Source organism: Methylobacterium sp. Leaf108 (assembly GCF_001423265.1).
Taxonomy (GTDB): Bacteria; Pseudomonadota; Alphaproteobacteria; order Rhizobiales; family Beijerinckiaceae; genus Methylobacterium.
Window position 1 is genome coordinate 66,924 of the sequence record NZ_LMND01000032.1, and the last position, 16,185, is coordinate 83,108.

16 protein-coding genes and 1 tRNA gene are annotated in these 16,185 nt (G+C 63.5%); 13 read left to right on the forward strand and 4 right to left on the reverse strand.

The annotated features are described in order from the left end of the window. Positions 1-5: 5 nt before the first annotated feature. The 12 genes from ASF39_RS16470 (at position 6) to ASF39_RS20785 (ending at position 10,702) form a co-directional block, all read left to right on the forward strand. Positions 6-2,036, forward strand: a complete 2,031-nt coding sequence (locus ASF39_RS16470) for a PAS domain-containing sensor histidine kinase (RefSeq protein WP_082494643.1) — start codon at positions 6-8, stop codon at positions 2,034-2,036. Positions 2,037-2,208: 172 nt separating this feature from the next. After that, on the forward strand, positions 2,209-2,421 hold the full coding sequence (locus ASF39_RS20780) for a DUF4287 domain-containing protein (protein WP_082494627.1): 213 nt from the start codon (positions 2,209-2,211) through the stop codon (positions 2,419-2,421). Positions 2,422-2,575: 154 nt separating this feature from the next. Then, positions 2,576-2,652 (forward strand) — tRNA-Arg (locus ASF39_RS16475). 86 nt (positions 2,653-2,738) lie between these two features. Next, entirely contained in the window at positions 2,739-3,023 is a 285-nt protein-coding gene (locus tag ASF39_RS16480; RefSeq protein ID WP_055888675.1) for a hypothetical protein, read from the forward strand. 153 nt (positions 3,024-3,176) lie between these two features. Continuing rightward, positions 3,177-4,115 carry a site-specific integrase gene (locus ASF39_RS16485; RefSeq protein WP_156387799.1) on the forward strand — a complete coding sequence of 313 codons (939 nt, stop codon included), beginning with the start codon at positions 3,177-3,179 and terminating at the stop codon, positions 4,113-4,115. 309 nt (positions 4,116-4,424) lie between these two features. Continuing rightward, entirely contained in the window at positions 4,425-4,658 is a 234-nt protein-coding gene (locus ASF39_RS21505) for a hypothetical protein (protein WP_156387800.1), read from the forward strand. After that, positions 4,658-4,870, forward strand: coding sequence for a hypothetical protein (locus ASF39_RS16495; protein WP_055888682.1), 213 nt, complete (start codon positions 4,658-4,660; stop codon positions 4,868-4,870). The genes ASF39_RS21505 and ASF39_RS16495 overlap by 1 nt, the downstream gene beginning before the upstream one ends. 17 nt (positions 4,871-4,887) lie before the next feature. Beyond that, a complete protein-coding gene (locus tag ASF39_RS16500; protein WP_055888684.1) occupies positions 4,888-5,166 on the forward strand; it encodes a DUF5681 domain-containing protein in 279 nt (92 codons plus the stop codon). After that, the gene (locus ASF39_RS16505) at positions 5,166-6,479 is read left to right on the forward strand and encodes a PBSX family phage terminase large subunit (protein ID WP_055888686.1); all 1,314 of its coding nucleotides are present in this window, start codon (positions 5,166-5,168) and stop codon (positions 6,477-6,479) included. The genes ASF39_RS16500 and ASF39_RS16505 overlap by 1 nt, the downstream gene beginning before the upstream one ends. Positions 6,480-6,553: 74 nt before the next feature. Continuing rightward, complete coding sequence (locus ASF39_RS16510) at positions 6,554-8,494, forward strand: portal protein (RefSeq protein ID WP_056285885.1); 1,941 nt, start codon at positions 6,554-6,556, stop codon at positions 8,492-8,494. 61 nt (positions 8,495-8,555) lie between these two features. Next, positions 8,556-9,602: a hypothetical protein gene (locus ASF39_RS16515; protein WP_055888690.1), complete on the forward strand. Its 1,047-nt coding sequence runs from the start codon at positions 8,556-8,558 to the stop codon at positions 9,600-9,602. Positions 9,603-9,976: 374 nt separating this feature from the next. Next, complete coding sequence (locus ASF39_RS20785) at positions 9,977-10,702, forward strand: sigma-70 family RNA polymerase sigma factor (protein ID WP_082494628.1); 726 nt, start codon at positions 9,977-9,979, stop codon at positions 10,700-10,702. 133 nt (positions 10,703-10,835) lie between these two features. On the opposite strand, the gene ASF39_RS20790 is transcribed toward ASF39_RS20785, so the two are convergent. The 4 genes from ASF39_RS20790 to ASF39_RS16530 form a co-directional block, all read right to left on the reverse strand. After that, positions 10,836-11,897 (reverse strand): HD domain-containing phosphohydrolase, encoded by a 1,062-nt coding sequence (locus ASF39_RS20790; RefSeq protein WP_082494629.1) that lies wholly within the window; start codon positions 11,895-11,897, stop codon positions 10,836-10,838. Positions 11,898-12,338: 441 nt separating this feature from the next. After that, a complete protein-coding gene (locus ASF39_RS16520) occupies positions 12,339-13,172 on the reverse strand; it encodes a Crp/Fnr family transcriptional regulator (RefSeq protein WP_244472443.1) in 834 nt (277 codons plus the stop codon). A gap of 395 nt (positions 13,173-13,567) precedes the next feature. Then, on the reverse strand, positions 13,568-13,792 hold the full coding sequence (locus ASF39_RS16525) for a hypothetical protein (protein WP_055888694.1): 225 nt from the start codon (positions 13,790-13,792) through the stop codon (positions 13,568-13,570). Then, complete coding sequence (locus ASF39_RS16530) at positions 13,789-14,532, reverse strand: Crp/Fnr family transcriptional regulator (RefSeq protein WP_055888696.1); 744 nt, start codon at positions 14,530-14,532, stop codon at positions 13,789-13,791. The genes ASF39_RS16525 and ASF39_RS16530 overlap by 4 nt, the downstream gene beginning before the upstream one ends. 552 nt (positions 14,533-15,084) lie before the next feature. Between ASF39_RS16530 and ASF39_RS16535 the strand changes: the two genes are divergently transcribed. Beyond that, positions 15,085-16,182: a N4-gp56 family major capsid protein gene (locus tag ASF39_RS16535; protein ID WP_056285888.1), complete on the forward strand. Its 1,098-nt coding sequence runs from the start codon at positions 15,085-15,087 to the stop codon at positions 16,180-16,182. The last annotated feature ends 3 nt before the right edge of the window (positions 16,183-16,185 follow it).

A 16,185-nucleotide genomic window follows, 5' to 3' on the forward strand; every position in this document is an offset into this window, starting at 1 on the left:
GTGAGATGGGCGCGCGGATGCGGGCTCATGATTGGTCCCGTTCCCCGTTAGGTCCTCTCGACGCCTGGCCTGCACCATTGCGTATGACGGCGAGCCTCATGCTGAACTCTGCATTCCCGATGTTTATCGCTTGGGGCCAGGAGCTCGGATTTATATATAATGATGCCTACGCAGAAATCCTTGGCAATAAACACCCGGCAGCGCTTGGCTGTCCATTTGAGGTAATTTGGTCTGAGATCTGGCCTGACATCAATCCGCTAATTCAGCGTGCCATGGCCGGTGAGGCCACGTTCTCAGCAGATCTACCTTTGCACATGATGCGTCGAGGGCAATATGAAGACACATGGTTCACGTTCTCCTACTCACCAATCCGCGACGAAGATGGCCGCGTAGCAGGAATGTTCTGCTGCTGCATGGAAACGACAGCAGGCGTTCAGTCACAAGCTGATCTCGCGGATCTGAATCTTGACCTCGAAAGGCAGGTGGCTGAACGATCTCGCGAACGGGATCGACTCTGGCGTAACACACAAGACATTCAGGTCATCATCAACGGTGCGGGCGTGTTTCAAGCCGTCAACCCTGCCTTTACCGCGATCCTCGGCTGGACACTTGAAGATGTGAACGGCAGGTCGGTGTTCGACTTTGTGCTTCCGGAAGATGAGGCGTTGACCAACCGTGCGCTAGAGCTTGCGCGTGTCGAGAACCTGCCGGTCGTTGAGAATCGCTACCGCCACAAAGACGGAGGCTTCCGTTGGATCTCGTGGGTTGCTGCCCCCGAGGCTGAACTGATCTACGCCAGCGGACGGCACATCACGGCGGAGAAGGAGCAGGCTGAGACCTTGAGCAGGACCGAGGAGGCCCTTCGTCAAGCGCAGAAGATGGAAGCCGTTGGGCAACTTACCGGTGGGCTGGCCCACGACTTCAACAACTTGCTCGCAGGCATCTCCGGCTCCCTGGAGCTGATGCAGACCCGGATACAGCAGGGCCGCCTTACCGATGTGGACCGCTACATGACGGCGGCTCAGGGGGCGGCGAAGCGCGCGGCTGCCCTGACGCATCGGCTGCTCGCGTTCTCGCGCCGCCAGACGCTCGATCCAAAACCGACAAATGTGAACCGGCTCGCGGCCGGCATGCAGGAGTTGATCCAGCGTACAGTTGGCCCGAACATACAGGTCGAGGTCGTTGGCGCGTCCGGGCTCTGGCCGGCTCTGGTCGATCCCTCGCAACTTGAGAACGCACTGTTGAACCTGTGCATCAATGCTCGTGACGCGTTGCCGGACGGCGGGCGCATCACCATTGAGACCGCCAACAAGTGGCTCGATGAGCAAGCGGCCATCAAGCAGGCCATTCCCGAGGGGCAGTACCTCTCGCTGTGTGTCACCGATACAGGCGTTGGGATGTCGCCCGAGGTGATCGCGCGAGCCTTCGAGCCGTTCTTCACCACCAAGCCGATCGGCGAGGGGACCGGCCTTGGGCTTTCGATGATCTACGGCTTTGCCCAGCAGTCGGGTGGGCAGGTCCGCATCTACTCGGAGGTTGGACAAGGCACCACGGTGTGCATCTACCTGCCTCGCCATTACGGAGAGGTCGCGGACGATGACGTCTCCATGAGAGCCTCCGACCTTCCGCGTTCCGAGCAGGGCGAGACGGTGCTGGTCGTGGACGATGAGCCAACTGTCCGCATGTTAGTGACCGACATCCTTGAAGACCTTGGCTACGCGGCAATCGAGGCGGGCGACAGTGCGACAGGCCTGAAGGTGCTGCAATCGGACGTGCGCATAGACCTCCTCGTGACTGATGTCGGGCTCCCCGGCGGTATGAACGGGCGGCAGATGACTGACGCCGCGCGGGTCCATCGACCCGACCTCAAGGTGCTGTTCATCACCGGCTACGCGGAGAACGCCATTCTCGGTAATGGGCAACTCGCGCCTGGCATGGCGGTGCTGACCAAGCCATTCGCCATCGACACGATGGCAGCGCGTATCCGCTCGATGATTGAGGCAGCGCGGGAGGCAGGGCTGCAACGTCGAGGCTGATGGTCCGCTATGGCTCCTAGGCGGAACGTCCGCTTCAGGCCGAAGGGTCAGGGTCCGCTTCCACCCTTAGCGAACTTCCGCTAGTCCTGGCGCACCGGCTTATGCGAACAAGTTGCAGCCTGCACTGCTTACAGCGAGGCTAACATCGTCAAACTCGCGCGAAAGGTGCCCCATGTTGACTGAGCCCACTAAGGGACCAACGTCGTACTTTCCTTCGATCGAGAAGAAGTACGGACGCCCAATTAGCGAATGGCAGCAGCTTGTCCGGGACCGACTACCCGCAAAGCACATGGATCTGGTGTCGATGCTGAAAAGTGAGCATGGGATGGGCCACGGTCATGCCAACGCCGTCGTCGCCTATGTGCTGTCTACGGGGAAGGGTTAGCTGCTTTTCTGCCGCAAAGGTGGCGCGGTCGCTTTCCACCCATCGCGAACGAGAGCCCTTCCTTGACCCGACGGGCGAACCATTGCAGAAAGACAGCGTCGCGAGACGTGGGGCCGCAGCCGAAGGGTTGACGGCCCTTCGCATGTCCGGACCTGGGGACGTAGCTCAGCTGGATAGAGTGTCTGGCTTCGAACCAGAAGGTCGCAGGTTCGACCCCTGCCGTCCCCGCCAGCTTTCAGCCAACTGCGAAACTGCTCAATCGCCAAGGCGTTGCGGCGGCTGACGCGCGCGGGCTTTTCTGCCAAGATCGGACCACGATGACGGATCGCGAGCGAGCCGAACAGGTCCACGACCTGCTCCGCCAGGCCGACCGGCTCCGGGTTCCGGGCCATCGGCATACCGTCGAGACGTTTCTCGGCGAGATCGGCGACCTGCGTCTTGGGTTGCGCCGCCTCTACCGCGATCTGACCGGCGCCGACCTTCCCCGCGAGGCGGTTCCGCGCCGTTCGGTCGCCGCATCCTTCCAGCCCGGCTCGATCCCCGGCACCCGCGCGACCGTCGCGTTCCGAGCCCGGCCGAAGGCGCTCGCCGCGCGGGCCTGATCCTCGCTCGAAACCACTCTCAACGCGGCTTTCGAGTGAGCTTCGTCGTTCGGCCCCGATCGGTCTCCGCCTACGATGAGCCTGGGCGCACGATAATCGCCCTTCTCGGGCCTCCAAACCGGGGTTTTCGGCATGTTGGAGGGCGCCCTTATCGTGCGTCCGACGACGGACGTCTCGACCTCGGCCGACGCCCTCGATGCCGCCGCCGCCGGATTTGCCGCGGCCTCGAAATCCGACGCTACCCGCCGGGCCTACGCCGCGGACTGGCGCGACTTCACCGGCTGGTGCGCCGACCAGGGCGCCGACACGCTCCCGGCTTCGGGCCGTACGGTCGGCCGCTACCTGACCCACCTCGCCGGGCTCGGCCGGTCCGTCTCGACGATCGACCGCCGGGCCGCCGCCATCGCTGCGGTCCACCGCGCCGCCGGCCACACCGCCCCGACGGCGCTCGAGGAGGTCCGGTCGATCCTGGCCGGCATCCGCAACACGCTCGGCCGCCGCCCTGTCAAGAAACAGGCGCTGACCGCCGATCTCGTCGCCAAGGTGGTGCGAAAGATCAGGCCAGACCTGGCCGGGCATCGCGACCGCGCGCTGATCCTGCTGTGCTTCGGCGCCGCGCTGCGCCGCTCCGAGCTCGTCGCGCTCGACGTCGTCGACGTGGAGACGCATCGCAAGGGGCTGCTCGTCCGTATCGGACGGTCCAAGACCGACCAGCAGGGCAGGGGCCGCACGGTCGCTGTGCCCGACGGCAAGCTCAAGGTCCCGGCGGCGTTGGCCACGTGGCTCGCCGCCTCGGGCATCGCCGACGGCCCGATCTTCCGCGGCGCCGACCGCGGCCGCCTCTCGCACGACCGTCTTACGGCCGGCCAGTTCGCCCGCATCGTCAAGGCACGGTGCGCCGCCGTCGGCCTCGATCCGGAGGGCTTCAGCGGACACTCGGCCCGGCGCGGATTCGCGACGACGGCCGGGGATGTCGGCGCCGACCTCCGGCACATCGCCGGCCACATGCGGCACGCCAAGCTCGAGACCACCCTCGGCTACATCGAGGACGGCGAGCTGTTCCGCGACAACGCCGGCAAGGGGTTCCTGTGATGTCGCCCCCCGCCTTCATGCGCTGGCTCCGCGAGTTCGCGGTCCATGTCGCTGATGGTCGCCCCACCGCGGTGCAGTGGGTCCAGGTCCTGGCGACGCTGGCTAGCGTCCGCCGAAACATCGCCGACCCGCGCGACCTGCAGATCACCTTCCTTCGCGGCGGTGCGGTGCGCACCGACGAGTTCCGCCTCAGACCCCGTTTCATAACCCGCGTAGCGAGGCTTTGGGCCATGCGTCGCCCTCTTCGCAGCTCCGACGAATGTGCCCGAGCCGCCGCCCTTCTTGGCCCGGTCTCACAGGATGCGCGCTTTGACCGATCACGATGACGAAGCGGTCTACCGCTGCCCGGAGAGCGTTCTGCGGCCGGTCCCGGGCTCGGCGATCGTCGCCAGTCCAACGGCCAGGCGACGGATGCGCGTCAACGTCTTGGGCGGCGAGATCAGCGCCGGCGAGGACTCGCTCGGTGTCACGGGACCGGACCCCGCGAAGCTCTCGGCCGACGAGGCCCGCCGGTGCTTCGGCGTCGAACAGGGAGCTACGTGATGCAGCTCCTCGCCGTAATCCTGGTCTGTGCGTCAACGATCAGCCCGGCCGACTGCACGCGCGACACGGCGCTCGACGTCGTCATGCAGCCCGCCGCCCTGCCGATGGAATGCATCAAGGCGGGTGAGCTCGTCGGCGCCTCTGCCCTCGACGTGCGCCGCGAGGATCGCCGCTACGTCATGGTCCGCTGCGAGCGGCGCAAGCCCAGCTGAGATCAGGACCCCAAGCAATGCCTTTCCAGCCCGGCCAGAGCGGCAACCCCGGCGGCCGCCCGAAGGCCTCCGCACGCGTCCGTGACGCCGCGCGGGAGCACACCGAAGCCGCCTTGCAGGTCCTGATCGACATCGCGGTCGGCGGTACGAGCGAGGCCGCCAGGGTCTCGGCCGCCTCGGCGATCCTCGATCGTGGCTACGGCAAGCCCAGCCAGCCGGTCGACGGCGACGGCGAGGGCGGCGAGATCCCGGTCGGTCTGACCGTGAAGTTCATCCGGCCGCCCGCCATCCCCTGATGACGATCGAGTTCCCCGAGAAGCTCGCGTTCCTGTTCGAGCCGGCTCGGTACAAGATTGCCTACGGCGGCCGCGGCGGCGCCAAGTCCTGGGGCTTCGGGCGAGCCCTCCTGATCCTCGGGGCACAGCGTCCACTCCGCGTGCTGTGCGCCCGCGAGTTCCAGAACTCGATCGCGGAATCGGCTCACGCCCTCCTGGCGCAGCAGATCGACCTCCTCGGGCTCTCGCGCTTCTACGAGATCCAGGAAAAGCGCATCTACGGGACCACGGGGACCGAGTTCATCTTCAAGGGGCTCCGGCACAACGTGGCGTCGGTGAAGTCGACCGAAGGCGTCGACGTATGCTGGGTCGAGGAGGCCCGTACCGTCTCGAAATCGTCCTGGGACGTGCTGATCCCGACGATCCGCAAGCCCGGCTCGGAGATCTGGGTCAGCTTCAACACCGAGCTCGAGGGCGACGAGACCTATCAGCGGTTCGTGAAGCGCCCGCCGACTGGCGCGCAGGTCGTCAAGATCGGATGGGAGGACAATCCGTGGTTCCCGGAGGTCCTGCGTCAGGAAGCACTCGACCTGAAGGAACGCGACCCGATCGCCTACGAGACGGTCTGGGGTGGCAACTGCAAGCAGGTCCTCGACGGCGCGATCTACGCCAACGAGATCCTGGCGGCAACGCGGGTCGGGCGCTTCACGAAGGTCCATTACGACCCGTCGAAGCCCGTGCACACGTTCTGGGATCTGGGCCGGGCGGACAAGACCTCGATCTGGTTCGCCCAGATCGTCGGCTTCGAGTTCCGGCTGATCGATTACTACGAGAACCGCGGCCACGCGCTGACGCACTATCTCGACGTCCTGAAGGCTCGCTCCGAGCCGGAGGGTGAGGCTCCGGGCTACGTCTACGGGGAGCACTGGCTCCCGCACGACGCCCGGAACGAGTTGCTCGCCTCCGAGCGGACCATCGAGCAACAGATGTGGGCCGCCGGGCACAACGTCCGGATCACACCGAAGCTGCCGGTCGCCGCCGGCATCGATGCGGCGCGCCAGATCTTCGACCGCTGCTGGTTCGACGAGGACCGCTGTGCCGACGGCCTGCAGGCGCTGCGGAACTATCGCTACGAGGTTGACCCCGACACGCAGCGGTTCTCGAAGACCCCGCTCCACGATTGGGCCAGCCACGGCGCCGACGCCTTCCGCTACTTCGCGGTCGGGATCGCCGAGCCGCGCGAGGACGCCCCGCCGCCGTCCGGCCCCAACGACGTCTACGCCCGCCGCCGCCGCGAGCGCCACGAGCCGTCCGGGTCGGGATGGTCGACCTGACCCGTCTGACGGCACCCATGCACATCTCGGCCCGACCCCGTTCGGCTTTACCCCTCGCACATCACGGAACCGGCATGAACGACATCGACGACGATGCCGGCGCGCCCGGCGCCGACAAGCGCGAGGCCATGGACCGCGATGCCTTGGTCCGCAGGCTGAAGGCCTGGTACCGCATCGACCGGGACGCATCGGCGATCTGGCGCAAGGAGGCGCGCGAGGACTACGACATGGTCGCCGGTCGGCAGTGGTCGACCGAGGACGAGGCCGTGCTCAAGGAGCAGGGCCGGCCGCCGATCACGTTCAATCGCATGCTGCCGGTGATCAAGGCCGTGGCCGGCTCGGAGGTCAACAGCCGCCAGGACATCCAGTATCTGCCCCGCGAGATCGGCGACGCAGCCAAGAACGAGCTGCTGACCGAGGCCGGCCGCTACCTCGCCGACGAGGCGCAGGCCGAGGACGAGGAGAGCGACGCCTTCGTCGACTGCGCGATCACCGGGATGGGCTGGGTCGAGATGCGTCTCGACTACGAGACCAACCCGGACGGCGCCTACGTCGAGGACCGGGTCGACCCCCTCGAGATGATCTGGGACTCGAGCGCCCGCAAGCGCAACCTCGCCGACGGCCGCCGCCTGTTCCGGGCCAAGACGATGGACCGGGTCGAGGCCGAGGGGCTGTTCCCCGACGCAGAACCGACCGAGCTCGACGCGGCCTGGGCCGAGAACCGCGACGACGACGCCCACGACAAGATCGCACCGGGCGAGTCCCGCGCCGATCGCGGTCTCGATCGCGATGCCGGCTCGGGCAAGGTCACGATCGTCGAATGCCAGTGGTGGGAGCGCAAGCGCGTCGTGATGGTCATCGACCCGACGACGCGCGAGCCGACGGAGATGGACGAGGCCAAGGCCGCGACCCTGCTCTCCCGCGCCGCGACGGTCGGCATCACGATGCAGACGTACCGGGTGACCAAGCGCGTCTATCGCCGGGCCTTCATCGGCGCCACCGTCCTCGAAGTCGGGCCGGCCCCGGCCGGCGACCAGTTCTCCTACGCCTGCCTGACTGGCGACCGCGACCACAACAAGGGCACCTGGTTCGGCATCATCCGGGCCATGAAGGACCCGCAGCGGTACGCCAACAAATGGCTGTCGCAGACCCTCGACATGCTCAACCGCCAGGCCAAGGGCGGCATGATGATGGAGAAGGGTGCCGTTCCGGACCAAGCCGCGTTCGAGCGCAGCTACGCCAAGCCCGGCGGCATTTCCTGGGTCAACGACGGCGCCCTGATGGGCGGGCGCATGAAGGAAAAGCCCCTGCCGCAGCTCCCGGCCGGGCACTACCAGCTCATGGAGTTCGCGATCATGTCGATCCGCGATTCCTCGGGCGTGAACCTCGAGCTGCTCGGCCAGAAGCAGCAGGAGCAGGCCGGCGTGCTGGAGTACCAGCGCAAGCAGGCCGCGATGACGATCCTCGCCACCCTGTTCGATGCGCTCCGCCGCGCGCGCAAGCACATCGGCCGGGTCCGGCTCTACTTCATCCAGACCTACCTCTCGGACGGCCGCCTGGTGCGCATCGCCGGCGATGGCGCCAAGCGGGTTGTGCCGCTGCTGCGCGACAGCACCATGGGCGAGTACGACGTCATCATCGACGACGCGCCGGCGAGCCCGAACCAGAAGGAAGTGATCTGGTCGACGTTCACCAGCGTCTTCCCGGTCATCAAGGACATGATTACCCCGCAGGTCCTCTTCGAGATCCTGCCCTACTCGCCGTTCCCCGACAGCTTCGTCGCCAAGATGCGCGACCTGCTCTCCCAGGCCGGCGGGTCAAGCCCGGAGGCGCAGGCACAGGCCGGCGTCGCGATGCAGACCGCGATGGCCAAGATCCAGGACCTGACCGCCGGCGCCAACCTGAAGAACGCCAAGGCCGCCCGTGAAGGCGCCGGGGCCGAGCGCGACGGCGTCGAGGCGGCGATCGCGCAGCTGACGATGCAGGCCGGCCCGCCGATGAGCGCGGCCGCCTGAACCCCTTCCGCCCGCCGGCGGCGCACGCCGGCATCCGTATCCTTCACGTCACGAGGACAGCATGGACGACCACGATCTCTCGTCGGGCGGCGACGCCTTCACGGCCGAAGAGCAGGCCGCCTTCGACGCCTATGCCGCCGACGATGGCGTTGACGCGGGCACAGGCGGCGTCGAGCCCCCCGCGGGCGAGGCGAGCACCGTTTCCGCCGCCCCGGCCGCTGCTGCGCCTGCTGGCGAACCTGCCGCACCGGGCGAGGTGGTAGATCCCGATGCTGCCGACGTCGACGATGCGGAGGCGAACAAGGGCCGGTTCGTACGCCATGGCGCGTTCCACCAGGAGCGCGAGCGCCGCAAGGCCGAGGCCGCCCGCGCCACCGCTGCGGAGGCCGCGCTCACCGAACTGCGCGAGAAGTTCGCGCGCGGTGACGAGCGCCTGAAGCTCCTGAGCGAGGCGATGCAGCGCCCAGCCGCGACGCCGGCCGCCGCCGAGCCGCCCAAGGTGATCGACCCGAACGAGGACATCTTCGGCGCCTACGAGCAGCTGAAGTCCGAGGTCGAGGCGCTGCGCACCAGCCAGACCCAGCTCACCGAGGCGCAGAAGGCCGAACGGGCGCAGGCGCAGGAGCGTGAAGAGCACGCCTCGGCGATGACGAGCTACGCCAGCGATGCGCAGCGCTACATGGCGACCGAGCCGGCCTTCGCGGACGCCTACAACCACCTGATCGGCTCGCGCGTCGCCGAGCTCAAGCTCTACGGCGTCGACGAAGCGACCGCGATGCGCGAGGTCGCGGCCGAGGAGGCCGGGCTGGTGAAGGCGGCGATCAAGGCGGGCAAGTCGCCGGCCGAGCACATCTACAAGATCGCCCAGGCGCGCGGCTTCATGCCGAAGGCGGCGGAACCGGCCAAGCCCGCCGCGCCCGCCGAGACCCAGGCCGAGAGGATGGCGCGCATCTCGGCCGGCCAGACCGCGGCGAAGTCGCTCTCGGCCGCCGGTGGCGCCCCGGCTAGCGAGGTCACCATGGATATGCTGGCCAGCATGAGCGAGGCCGAATTCGAGAAGTACGCGACCGCCAACCCGGCGCGGGTGCGCGCGCTGATGGGAGGCTAAACCAAGCCGCGCCAAATCCTAGGTTAAAGGCTTTGAAGCATATCTGAGGCGCGCGGAAGGGCGTCATTCGGAGCTGTGAGTGTCGGGATTTACCAGCCCAGTCGTGCTGTCGATGGCTACCTTCATGAGCAGTGAGACAACCAACGGCGGCGATACGGTTTTCCTTCGGTTGAACGCAGTCGACGGCAAAAAAGTTGTTCTGCTAATGCTTTAACACGCCAGCGTAGAATTTGCATCCTGTGCTTACAGGTTTGTTTCTGAGAACGTCGCAAACGTTTGTTAGCTCGCGTTCAGCATCTGTCCGTTTTAGGATCCCGCGCTGTTCTCCAGGCCGCTCTTAACTCAGCGGACGCGGGAGGAAGCAGGACAGGCACATGATTGAAGACAGCAGCTCCACTATGCCAGCACCTCTGCAGGCAGTAGTTCTAGCATCACTTCGCGCATTAAACTCCCAGGTTGAGCTGCCTTCAAATATCCGTGAACATCTCGGTTCTGAGATGCGAACATTTTACAACTATGTCTTGGCAGAGCGACCACCAACTCAACTGCTTGATCTCATAGCGCAGCTCGAATCCGTGTTGAGTTCGCGGGATAACTTTAGTGCTGAAACATTTCGAAATGATTTGCTGGCCGAGATTTCCGGATTACGAGCCTTTGCGATGTCGCTAGCCAACAGTTCGGCATTAGCTGACGATCTTGTACAGGAGACAATGGTTAAAGCCTGGGCGAACCAACATCGCTTTCAAGTTGGCACCAACTTTAAAGCCTGGCTTTACACGATCCTACGCAACCATTTTTATACCGAATGCCGGAAGCGCAGGCGTGAATTCGAGGACGTAGAGGGAGAGAAAGCAAACCAGATGACTGCGCTGGCAGACCAAGAGTACTGTGTCGATTTGCAGATAGTATGGAATTATATAGATAAGCTACCACCTCGTCAGCGTGAGGCCCTTGTTCTCGTGGCAGCTCAAGGCATGACTTACGAAGATGCAGCCAACCTTGTAGGCTGTCAGGTTGGTACAATGAAAAGCCGGGTCAGCCGGGCAAGAGATCTCTTGGCTCGGTCCTTAGGAATGGATGAGGAACGGCGCTCAGTATGAGCCAGCGCCTCTCGTTAAAAATACTGCCAACAGTCGACTGTATTTTGGCGAAATGGTATCGTTGGCGTGGCGGCTAAATAAGTCGCTGTTCCATTTCGCCAGGAATCATTACATAGGCAGTTCACTGGAGAGCCTAAGCTGCGGCGCACTCGGGCGAACTATGCTTCGGTAATAGAAGTGAAGCCTGCACTTGAGACCAGCGGCTCAGGAAAGCATTTACAACCGTCGGATCAAAATGTGTCCCTGCGTTAGCCACTAAATGTGCGTGAGCTCTTTCAGGCAACCAAGCCTGCTTATAGGGTCGCTCGGTCGTAAGTGCATCGAAAACGTCTGCTACAGCTACTATCCGCCCGGACAATGGTATAGCAATACCTTTTAAACCGTACGGGTATCCGTTGCCGTCCCACCGTTCGTGGTGGCTTGCAGCAATTTCGGCCGCGAGCTGCATAACAGGTGATGCACTCCCACCCAGAATGCGCTTACCTCTTTCAGCATGTTGTTCCATAAGCAGGCGCTCCTCAGGCGTAAGGGGCCCCGGTTTAAGTAGTATGGCATCTGGAAGAGCGATTTTACCAACATCATGCATAGCGGCAGACAGACTCAACAGCCGGCATTCATCAGAGGTAAAGCCTAGCGCCTGGGCAATCATCCCGGTGTACGCTGAGACCCTGGCGATATGATCGCCAGTCTCTGTATCCCGATTCTCCGCTGCACGCATCAGCGTTGAGATAATCTCACGCTCTCGCTCCTCAACCAAGGCTACAGCAGCGGCGACATCGCGAACGAGTTGAACGGCATGTTCTTGCTGAACCCTAAGCGCGTTGGAAAGAGCAAGTAAATTCGTAACCCGAGCACGAATTTCGAACGGGTCCACAGGCTTGCCCAGGAAATCCGTCGCGCCTGCCTCCAGTGCTTCACGGCGTAGTCCGCGTTGATCAAATGCAGTAACCATGACAGCAGGAACGTTCGCAAGGCTGGGAATGCACCGAACCGCCTGGATGAACTCGATGCCATTCATGCCCGGCATCTCATAGTCGGTTATCACGATCCCAATATCGGCTGCATTCTCTTTTGCGAACGCGAGCGCTTCCATTGGTAAGGTAAAATCACGAGGCCAGCATTCCGCAAGTGGCTGCAAGGCCGCAACCATTAGGAGGTTATTCATTTCAGAATCGTCGAGTACCAGCGCCAACATTAGGATCTAGTTCCCGGCCTGTTCGGCCCTCATATGTGATCGGCCTCTTTAAAGGAGCCGCTCTACGTGGTCTAAAGTTATACGAGCCCTCGCTTTCTAAGCGCTGAATCTCAAATTTCTCTGAATGAATTGTAGCGATACCGCAAAATATGCCTACTGGAACTTTTGTTTAAATTTAGAGACACTTAATAATTCTTTTTTGCCGTATCCAGGCGGGAACTGTATAAGACCCCGTTTCATAACTCGCTGCCTCCCGGCGTGAGGGCCAAGAAGGGCGGCGGCTCGGGCACATTCGTCGGAGCTGCGAAGAGGGCGACGCATGTGGCCCAAAGCCTCGCTACGCGGGTTATGAAACGGGGTCTAACCAAGCCCGGGTGGCGCTTGAGCGACGTCCAAATCCTCCTAGCAAAGCAATCAAGATCGGCGACAGAATGTGCAGGCTCACAACGCAATTCGCTTTCGCAGGTGCAGATAAGAAGCATCGAACTCTGCAGCCTGAAGAAGCTCGTCCCAGGCCTCGATGACCAGGGTGTTTTTGCGCAGGGTAATCATGCCTTTAGCGCGCATCTCCTGAATGACGCGGTTGACGTGCACATTTGACAGGCCGGTCGCATCGCCAAGGTCGAGCTGCGTGACCGGCAAGGGACAGCGATAGCTATCAGCAAGACCAACGGCTTCTTGCTTGAAGTACAGCTCGCAAAATAGGTGCGCCAAGTGATCGAAGGCCGAGCGACGGCCCATGCAGAGTATCCACTCGCGAAAGATGCCCGCCTCCACGAGGGTGTCCCGCCAGAACTTCGCTGCGATGTTGGGAAAGCGGGTCGTGAGATCGTGCATGGCCGCATGCGGGATGAAAGCGACGGTGGCGGCCGTGAGCGTGGCGAGGCTGTGATCCATGACCGGGATGTGCAAGCTCTGCAGGTCGGGGATATCGCCGGCAATGTGGAACGAAAAAATCTGGCGCTTGCCTGCGCTGATGATTTTGTATCTGCAGAGCCAGCCTTCGAGGACGAGGCAGCAGTGTGAGGGCTTGTCGCCTTCGCTTACGACGTCCTGGCGTGGCTGAAACGCCTGCATTCTAACAGGCAGGCTCTCGATGGCTGCCCGCTCCTCGTCCGAGATGGTGGTGATGCTCTCCAACTTGCGGATGAGCGGCAACAGGGGATGAGTGATGTTCGACGCCATGATGGCTTCGCCTTGTGTTGCAGGCGGAAGCGCGCGGCTCTCCCAGGCATCAGCACCTGTGACGGGACCGCTGACGATAAAAGCCGTCATAAAGCAGCTTTATGAAATATTCCTAATTTAAAATGCGATCGACCGAATATCTTTTTATATATAGCAATTATAGATTGCATCCAGCTTTTGAGTTAAGTCATTGCCGCCGCGCCTGACTCCCTTGACCCGACGGGCGAACCTCCTGCATTGACTACGCGTCGCGAGACGTGCGGGCCGGTCGGCCCCGTCCCCGCCCATCCGAGTTTTCCAGTTAGGCCGCCGGCGGTACCCCGGCTAGCGAGGTTACCCTCGATATGCTGGCCAGCATGAGCGAGGCCGAGTTCGAGCGGTACGCGACCGCCAACTCGGCGTGCGTGCTCTCATGGGAGGCTAAGACCGTGTTGGGGCCGATGATCACGGCCTAGATCGTCCACGACGCCAACGCGCCGCCAGCGCTATCCAATCTGTCCTTTGATCCAAGCCTGTGCTTCGTCAAGACTTTCGAACGTCGGTGGGTTGGGGTCGCCGACACGGCCGAAGCCCGCTTCCAGAGACCACCTTCCGGCCTCGTCTCCATGCGCGTCCGACAGGCGGACCAATACCGCAACGACACCGCCGTCGACGAACAGGATCTGGCGCTCCGTGTCGGAGAGGTGGATCGGCTGGAAATGCAGGCTCATTTCGCAATGCGCTTTCGCAGGTGTAGATAAGAAGCGTCGAATTCTGCAGCCTGGAGAAGCTCATCCCAGGCCTTGATGATCAGTGTGTTGCTTCGTAAGGTGATCATACCCATGCCGCGCATTGTCATCAGTACGCGATTGACATGTACGTTAGACAGGCCGGTTGCATCGGCGAGATCGACTTGCGTAATCGGTAAGGGGCAGCAATAGTCATCGGCAAGACCAATGGCTTCCTGCTTGAAGTACAGTTCACAGAATAGGTGCGCCAAGTGATCGAAGGCCGAGCGCCGGCCCATGCATACCAGCCACTCGCGGAAGATGGCCGCGTCCACGAGGGTGTCACGCCAGAACTTCGCAGCGATGCTTGGAAAGCGGGTCGTGAGGTCGTGCATGGCCGCGTGCGGGATGAAGGCGACGGTGGCGGCCGTCAGCGTGGCGAGGTTGTGGTCCATGACCGGGATGTGCAGGCTCTGCAGGTCAGGAATATCGCCGGCGATGTGGAACGAGAAGATCTGCCGTTTGCCTTCGCTGATGATCTTGTAGCGACAGAGCCACCCTTCGAGGATGAGGCAGCAATGAGAAGAAGCGTCGCCATCGCGCACGATGTCCCATTGTGCCCGCAGCGCTTGCACCTTGACGGGTAGACTTTCGATGGCAGCCCGCTCCTCGTCCGAGAGGGTGGTAAGGCTCTCCAACTTGCGGATGAGTGGCAGCAGGGGGTGCTCGACGTCTGATGCCATGATGGCTCCGCCTTGGATTACATGCCGAAGCGCGAGGCTCTCCCGGCAATCCGCACCTGTAACCGGAGCACTGCCGATATAATTATCGCAGATTAATTCGGCTCAGAGATCCTGCCGAAGAGAGTCTGAAGACGGGCCATTTTCCCCAGGTCATCCGAGCGGCACATTTCAAGCTTTATGCAGCTTGCGGTTCGCTTCCGAATTAAATCACTACTAGCTCGCGCTCCCCCTTGACCCGACGGGCCAACCTCCTGCATTGACTACGCGTCGCGAGACGTGCGGGCCGATCGGCCCCGTCCGCGCCCATCCCAGTCTTCCGGACCTGCTCGACACGCCATCCGCCTCCCGCGGTCCATGGCGCACCCGCGCATGTCCGTCCGCCTGATCGCCCGTCACGCGATCCGCGCAGCCGCGTCAGAGCCCTCGCCCGATCCCCGTCACGGATCCCGTCCGACCACCGTCCCCAACGGCACATGGGGCCCGGCTTCCGTCCGCCCGCGACGCACGCGGCACGAACCCTCCCCACGGAATCCCAAGCCCCAGAGGCACCCCATGTCCTACACCGCATATGGCGCCAACGATGCCATGGCCATCAAGCTGTGGTCGAAGAAGCTCGCGGTCGAAGCCAACAAATCCATCGATATCGATCCCCTGATCGGCGAGGGCGACGGCGCGATCATCCAGGAGAAGACCGAGACCAAGAAGGGCAACGGCGACCAGGTCACCTTCGGCCTGCGCATGCAGCTCGTCGGCGACGGCTTCAGCTCCTCGGATGTCGCCGAGGGCAACGGCGAGCAGCTCGGCACCAACTCCGACAAGGTCACCATCGACGAGCTCGGGCACGTCGTCGGCGTCAAGTCCGAGAACACGATCGACCAGCAGCGGGTGCCGTTCAACCTGCGCGAACAGGCCCGCGGCGGCCTCGCCGACTGGTTCCAGACCCGCAAGACGAAATCCTTCTTCGCCCACGTGTGCGGCTTCACCCCCGTGAACGCGCTCGGGACCAACGCGAAGAAGTACAGCGCCAACAACGCCGTCACCGCGCCCTCGGCCGGCCGCATCTTCCGCCCCAACGCCCGCGCCAACGACACGGCGCTGGTCACGGGCGACTTCATGACCCTGGACCTGATCGACAAGGCCGTCGAGCTGGCCAAGACCGGCGGCTCCACCGGCAAGATCATGATCCGCCCCATCGTGGTCGGCGGCCGCAAGGTCTACGTGATGTACCTGCATTCGACGCAGGTCACCTCGCTGCGCACCAACACCGCGTCCGGCCAGTGGCTCGACATCCAGAAGGCCGCCATGGCCGGCATGGAATCGAGCAAGTCCCCGATCTTCTCGGGCGCGCTCGGCGAGTACAACGGCGTCGTGCTCCGCGAGGCGCAGGACGTGACCCAGGGCGTGTCCGCCGACGGCAAGACCGCGGTGCCCAACACCCGCCGCGCCGTGCTGCTCGGTGCCCAGGCCGCGACCATCGCCTACGGCAAGGCCGGCGGCGAGACCCGCTACCGCTGGAACGAGGAGCTCCTCGACCACAAGCGCAACCTCGAGGTCTCGGCCTGGGCAATCTGGGGCCTGAAGAAGACGACCTTCAACGGCGACGACTTCGGCACGATCGTGGTGCCGACCTACGCCGCCCCGGTCGCCTGACGC

What these genes read in the sequence shown, in the direction of transcription:
- ASF39_RS16470 (WP_082494643.1), top strand. Translation starts at nt 6, where the DNA reads ATGGGCGCGCGGATGCGGGCTCATGATTGGTCCCGTTCCCCGTTAGGT.
- ASF39_RS20780 (WP_082494627.1), top strand. Translation starts at nt 2,209, where the DNA reads ATGTTGACTGAGCCCACTAAGGGACCAACGTCGTACTTTCCTTCGATC.
- ASF39_RS16480 (WP_055888675.1), top strand. Translation starts at nt 2,739, where the DNA reads ATGACGGATCGCGAGCGAGCCGAACAGGTCCACGACCTGCTCCGCCAG.
- ASF39_RS16495 (WP_055888682.1), top strand. Translation starts at nt 4,658, where the DNA reads ATGCAGCTCCTCGCCGTAATCCTGGTCTGTGCGTCAACGATCAGCCCG.
- ASF39_RS16500 (WP_055888684.1), top strand. Translation starts at nt 4,888, where the DNA reads ATGCCTTTCCAGCCCGGCCAGAGCGGCAACCCCGGCGGCCGCCCGAAG.
- ASF39_RS16505 (WP_055888686.1), top strand. Translation starts at nt 5,166, where the DNA reads ATGACGATCGAGTTCCCCGAGAAGCTCGCGTTCCTGTTCGAGCCGGCT.
- ASF39_RS16510 (WP_056285885.1), top strand. Translation starts at nt 6,554, where the DNA reads ATGAACGACATCGACGACGATGCCGGCGCGCCCGGCGCCGACAAGCGC.
- ASF39_RS16515 (WP_055888690.1), top strand. Translation starts at nt 8,556, where the DNA reads ATGGACGACCACGATCTCTCGTCGGGCGGCGACGCCTTCACGGCCGAA.
- ASF39_RS20785 (WP_082494628.1), top strand. Translation starts at nt 9,977, where the DNA reads ATGATTGAAGACAGCAGCTCCACTATGCCAGCACCTCTGCAGGCAGTA.
- ASF39_RS20790 (WP_082494629.1), bottom strand. Translation starts at nt 11,897, where the DNA reads ATGTTGGCGCTGGTACTCGACGATTCTGAAATGAATAACCTCCTAATG.
- ASF39_RS16520 (WP_244472443.1), bottom strand. Translation starts at nt 13,172, where the DNA reads ATGACGGCTTTTATCGTCAGCGGTCCCGTCACAGGTGCTGATGCCTGG.
- ASF39_RS16525 (WP_055888694.1), bottom strand. Translation starts at nt 13,792, where the DNA reads ATGAGCCTGCATTTCCAGCCGATCCACCTCTCCGACACGGAGCGCCAG.
- ASF39_RS16530 (WP_055888696.1), bottom strand. Translation starts at nt 14,532, where the DNA reads ATGGCATCAGACGTCGAGCACCCCCTGCTGCCACTCATCCGCAAGTTG.
- ASF39_RS16535 (WP_056285888.1), top strand. Translation starts at nt 15,085, where the DNA reads ATGTCCTACACCGCATATGGCGCCAACGATGCCATGGCCATCAAGCTG.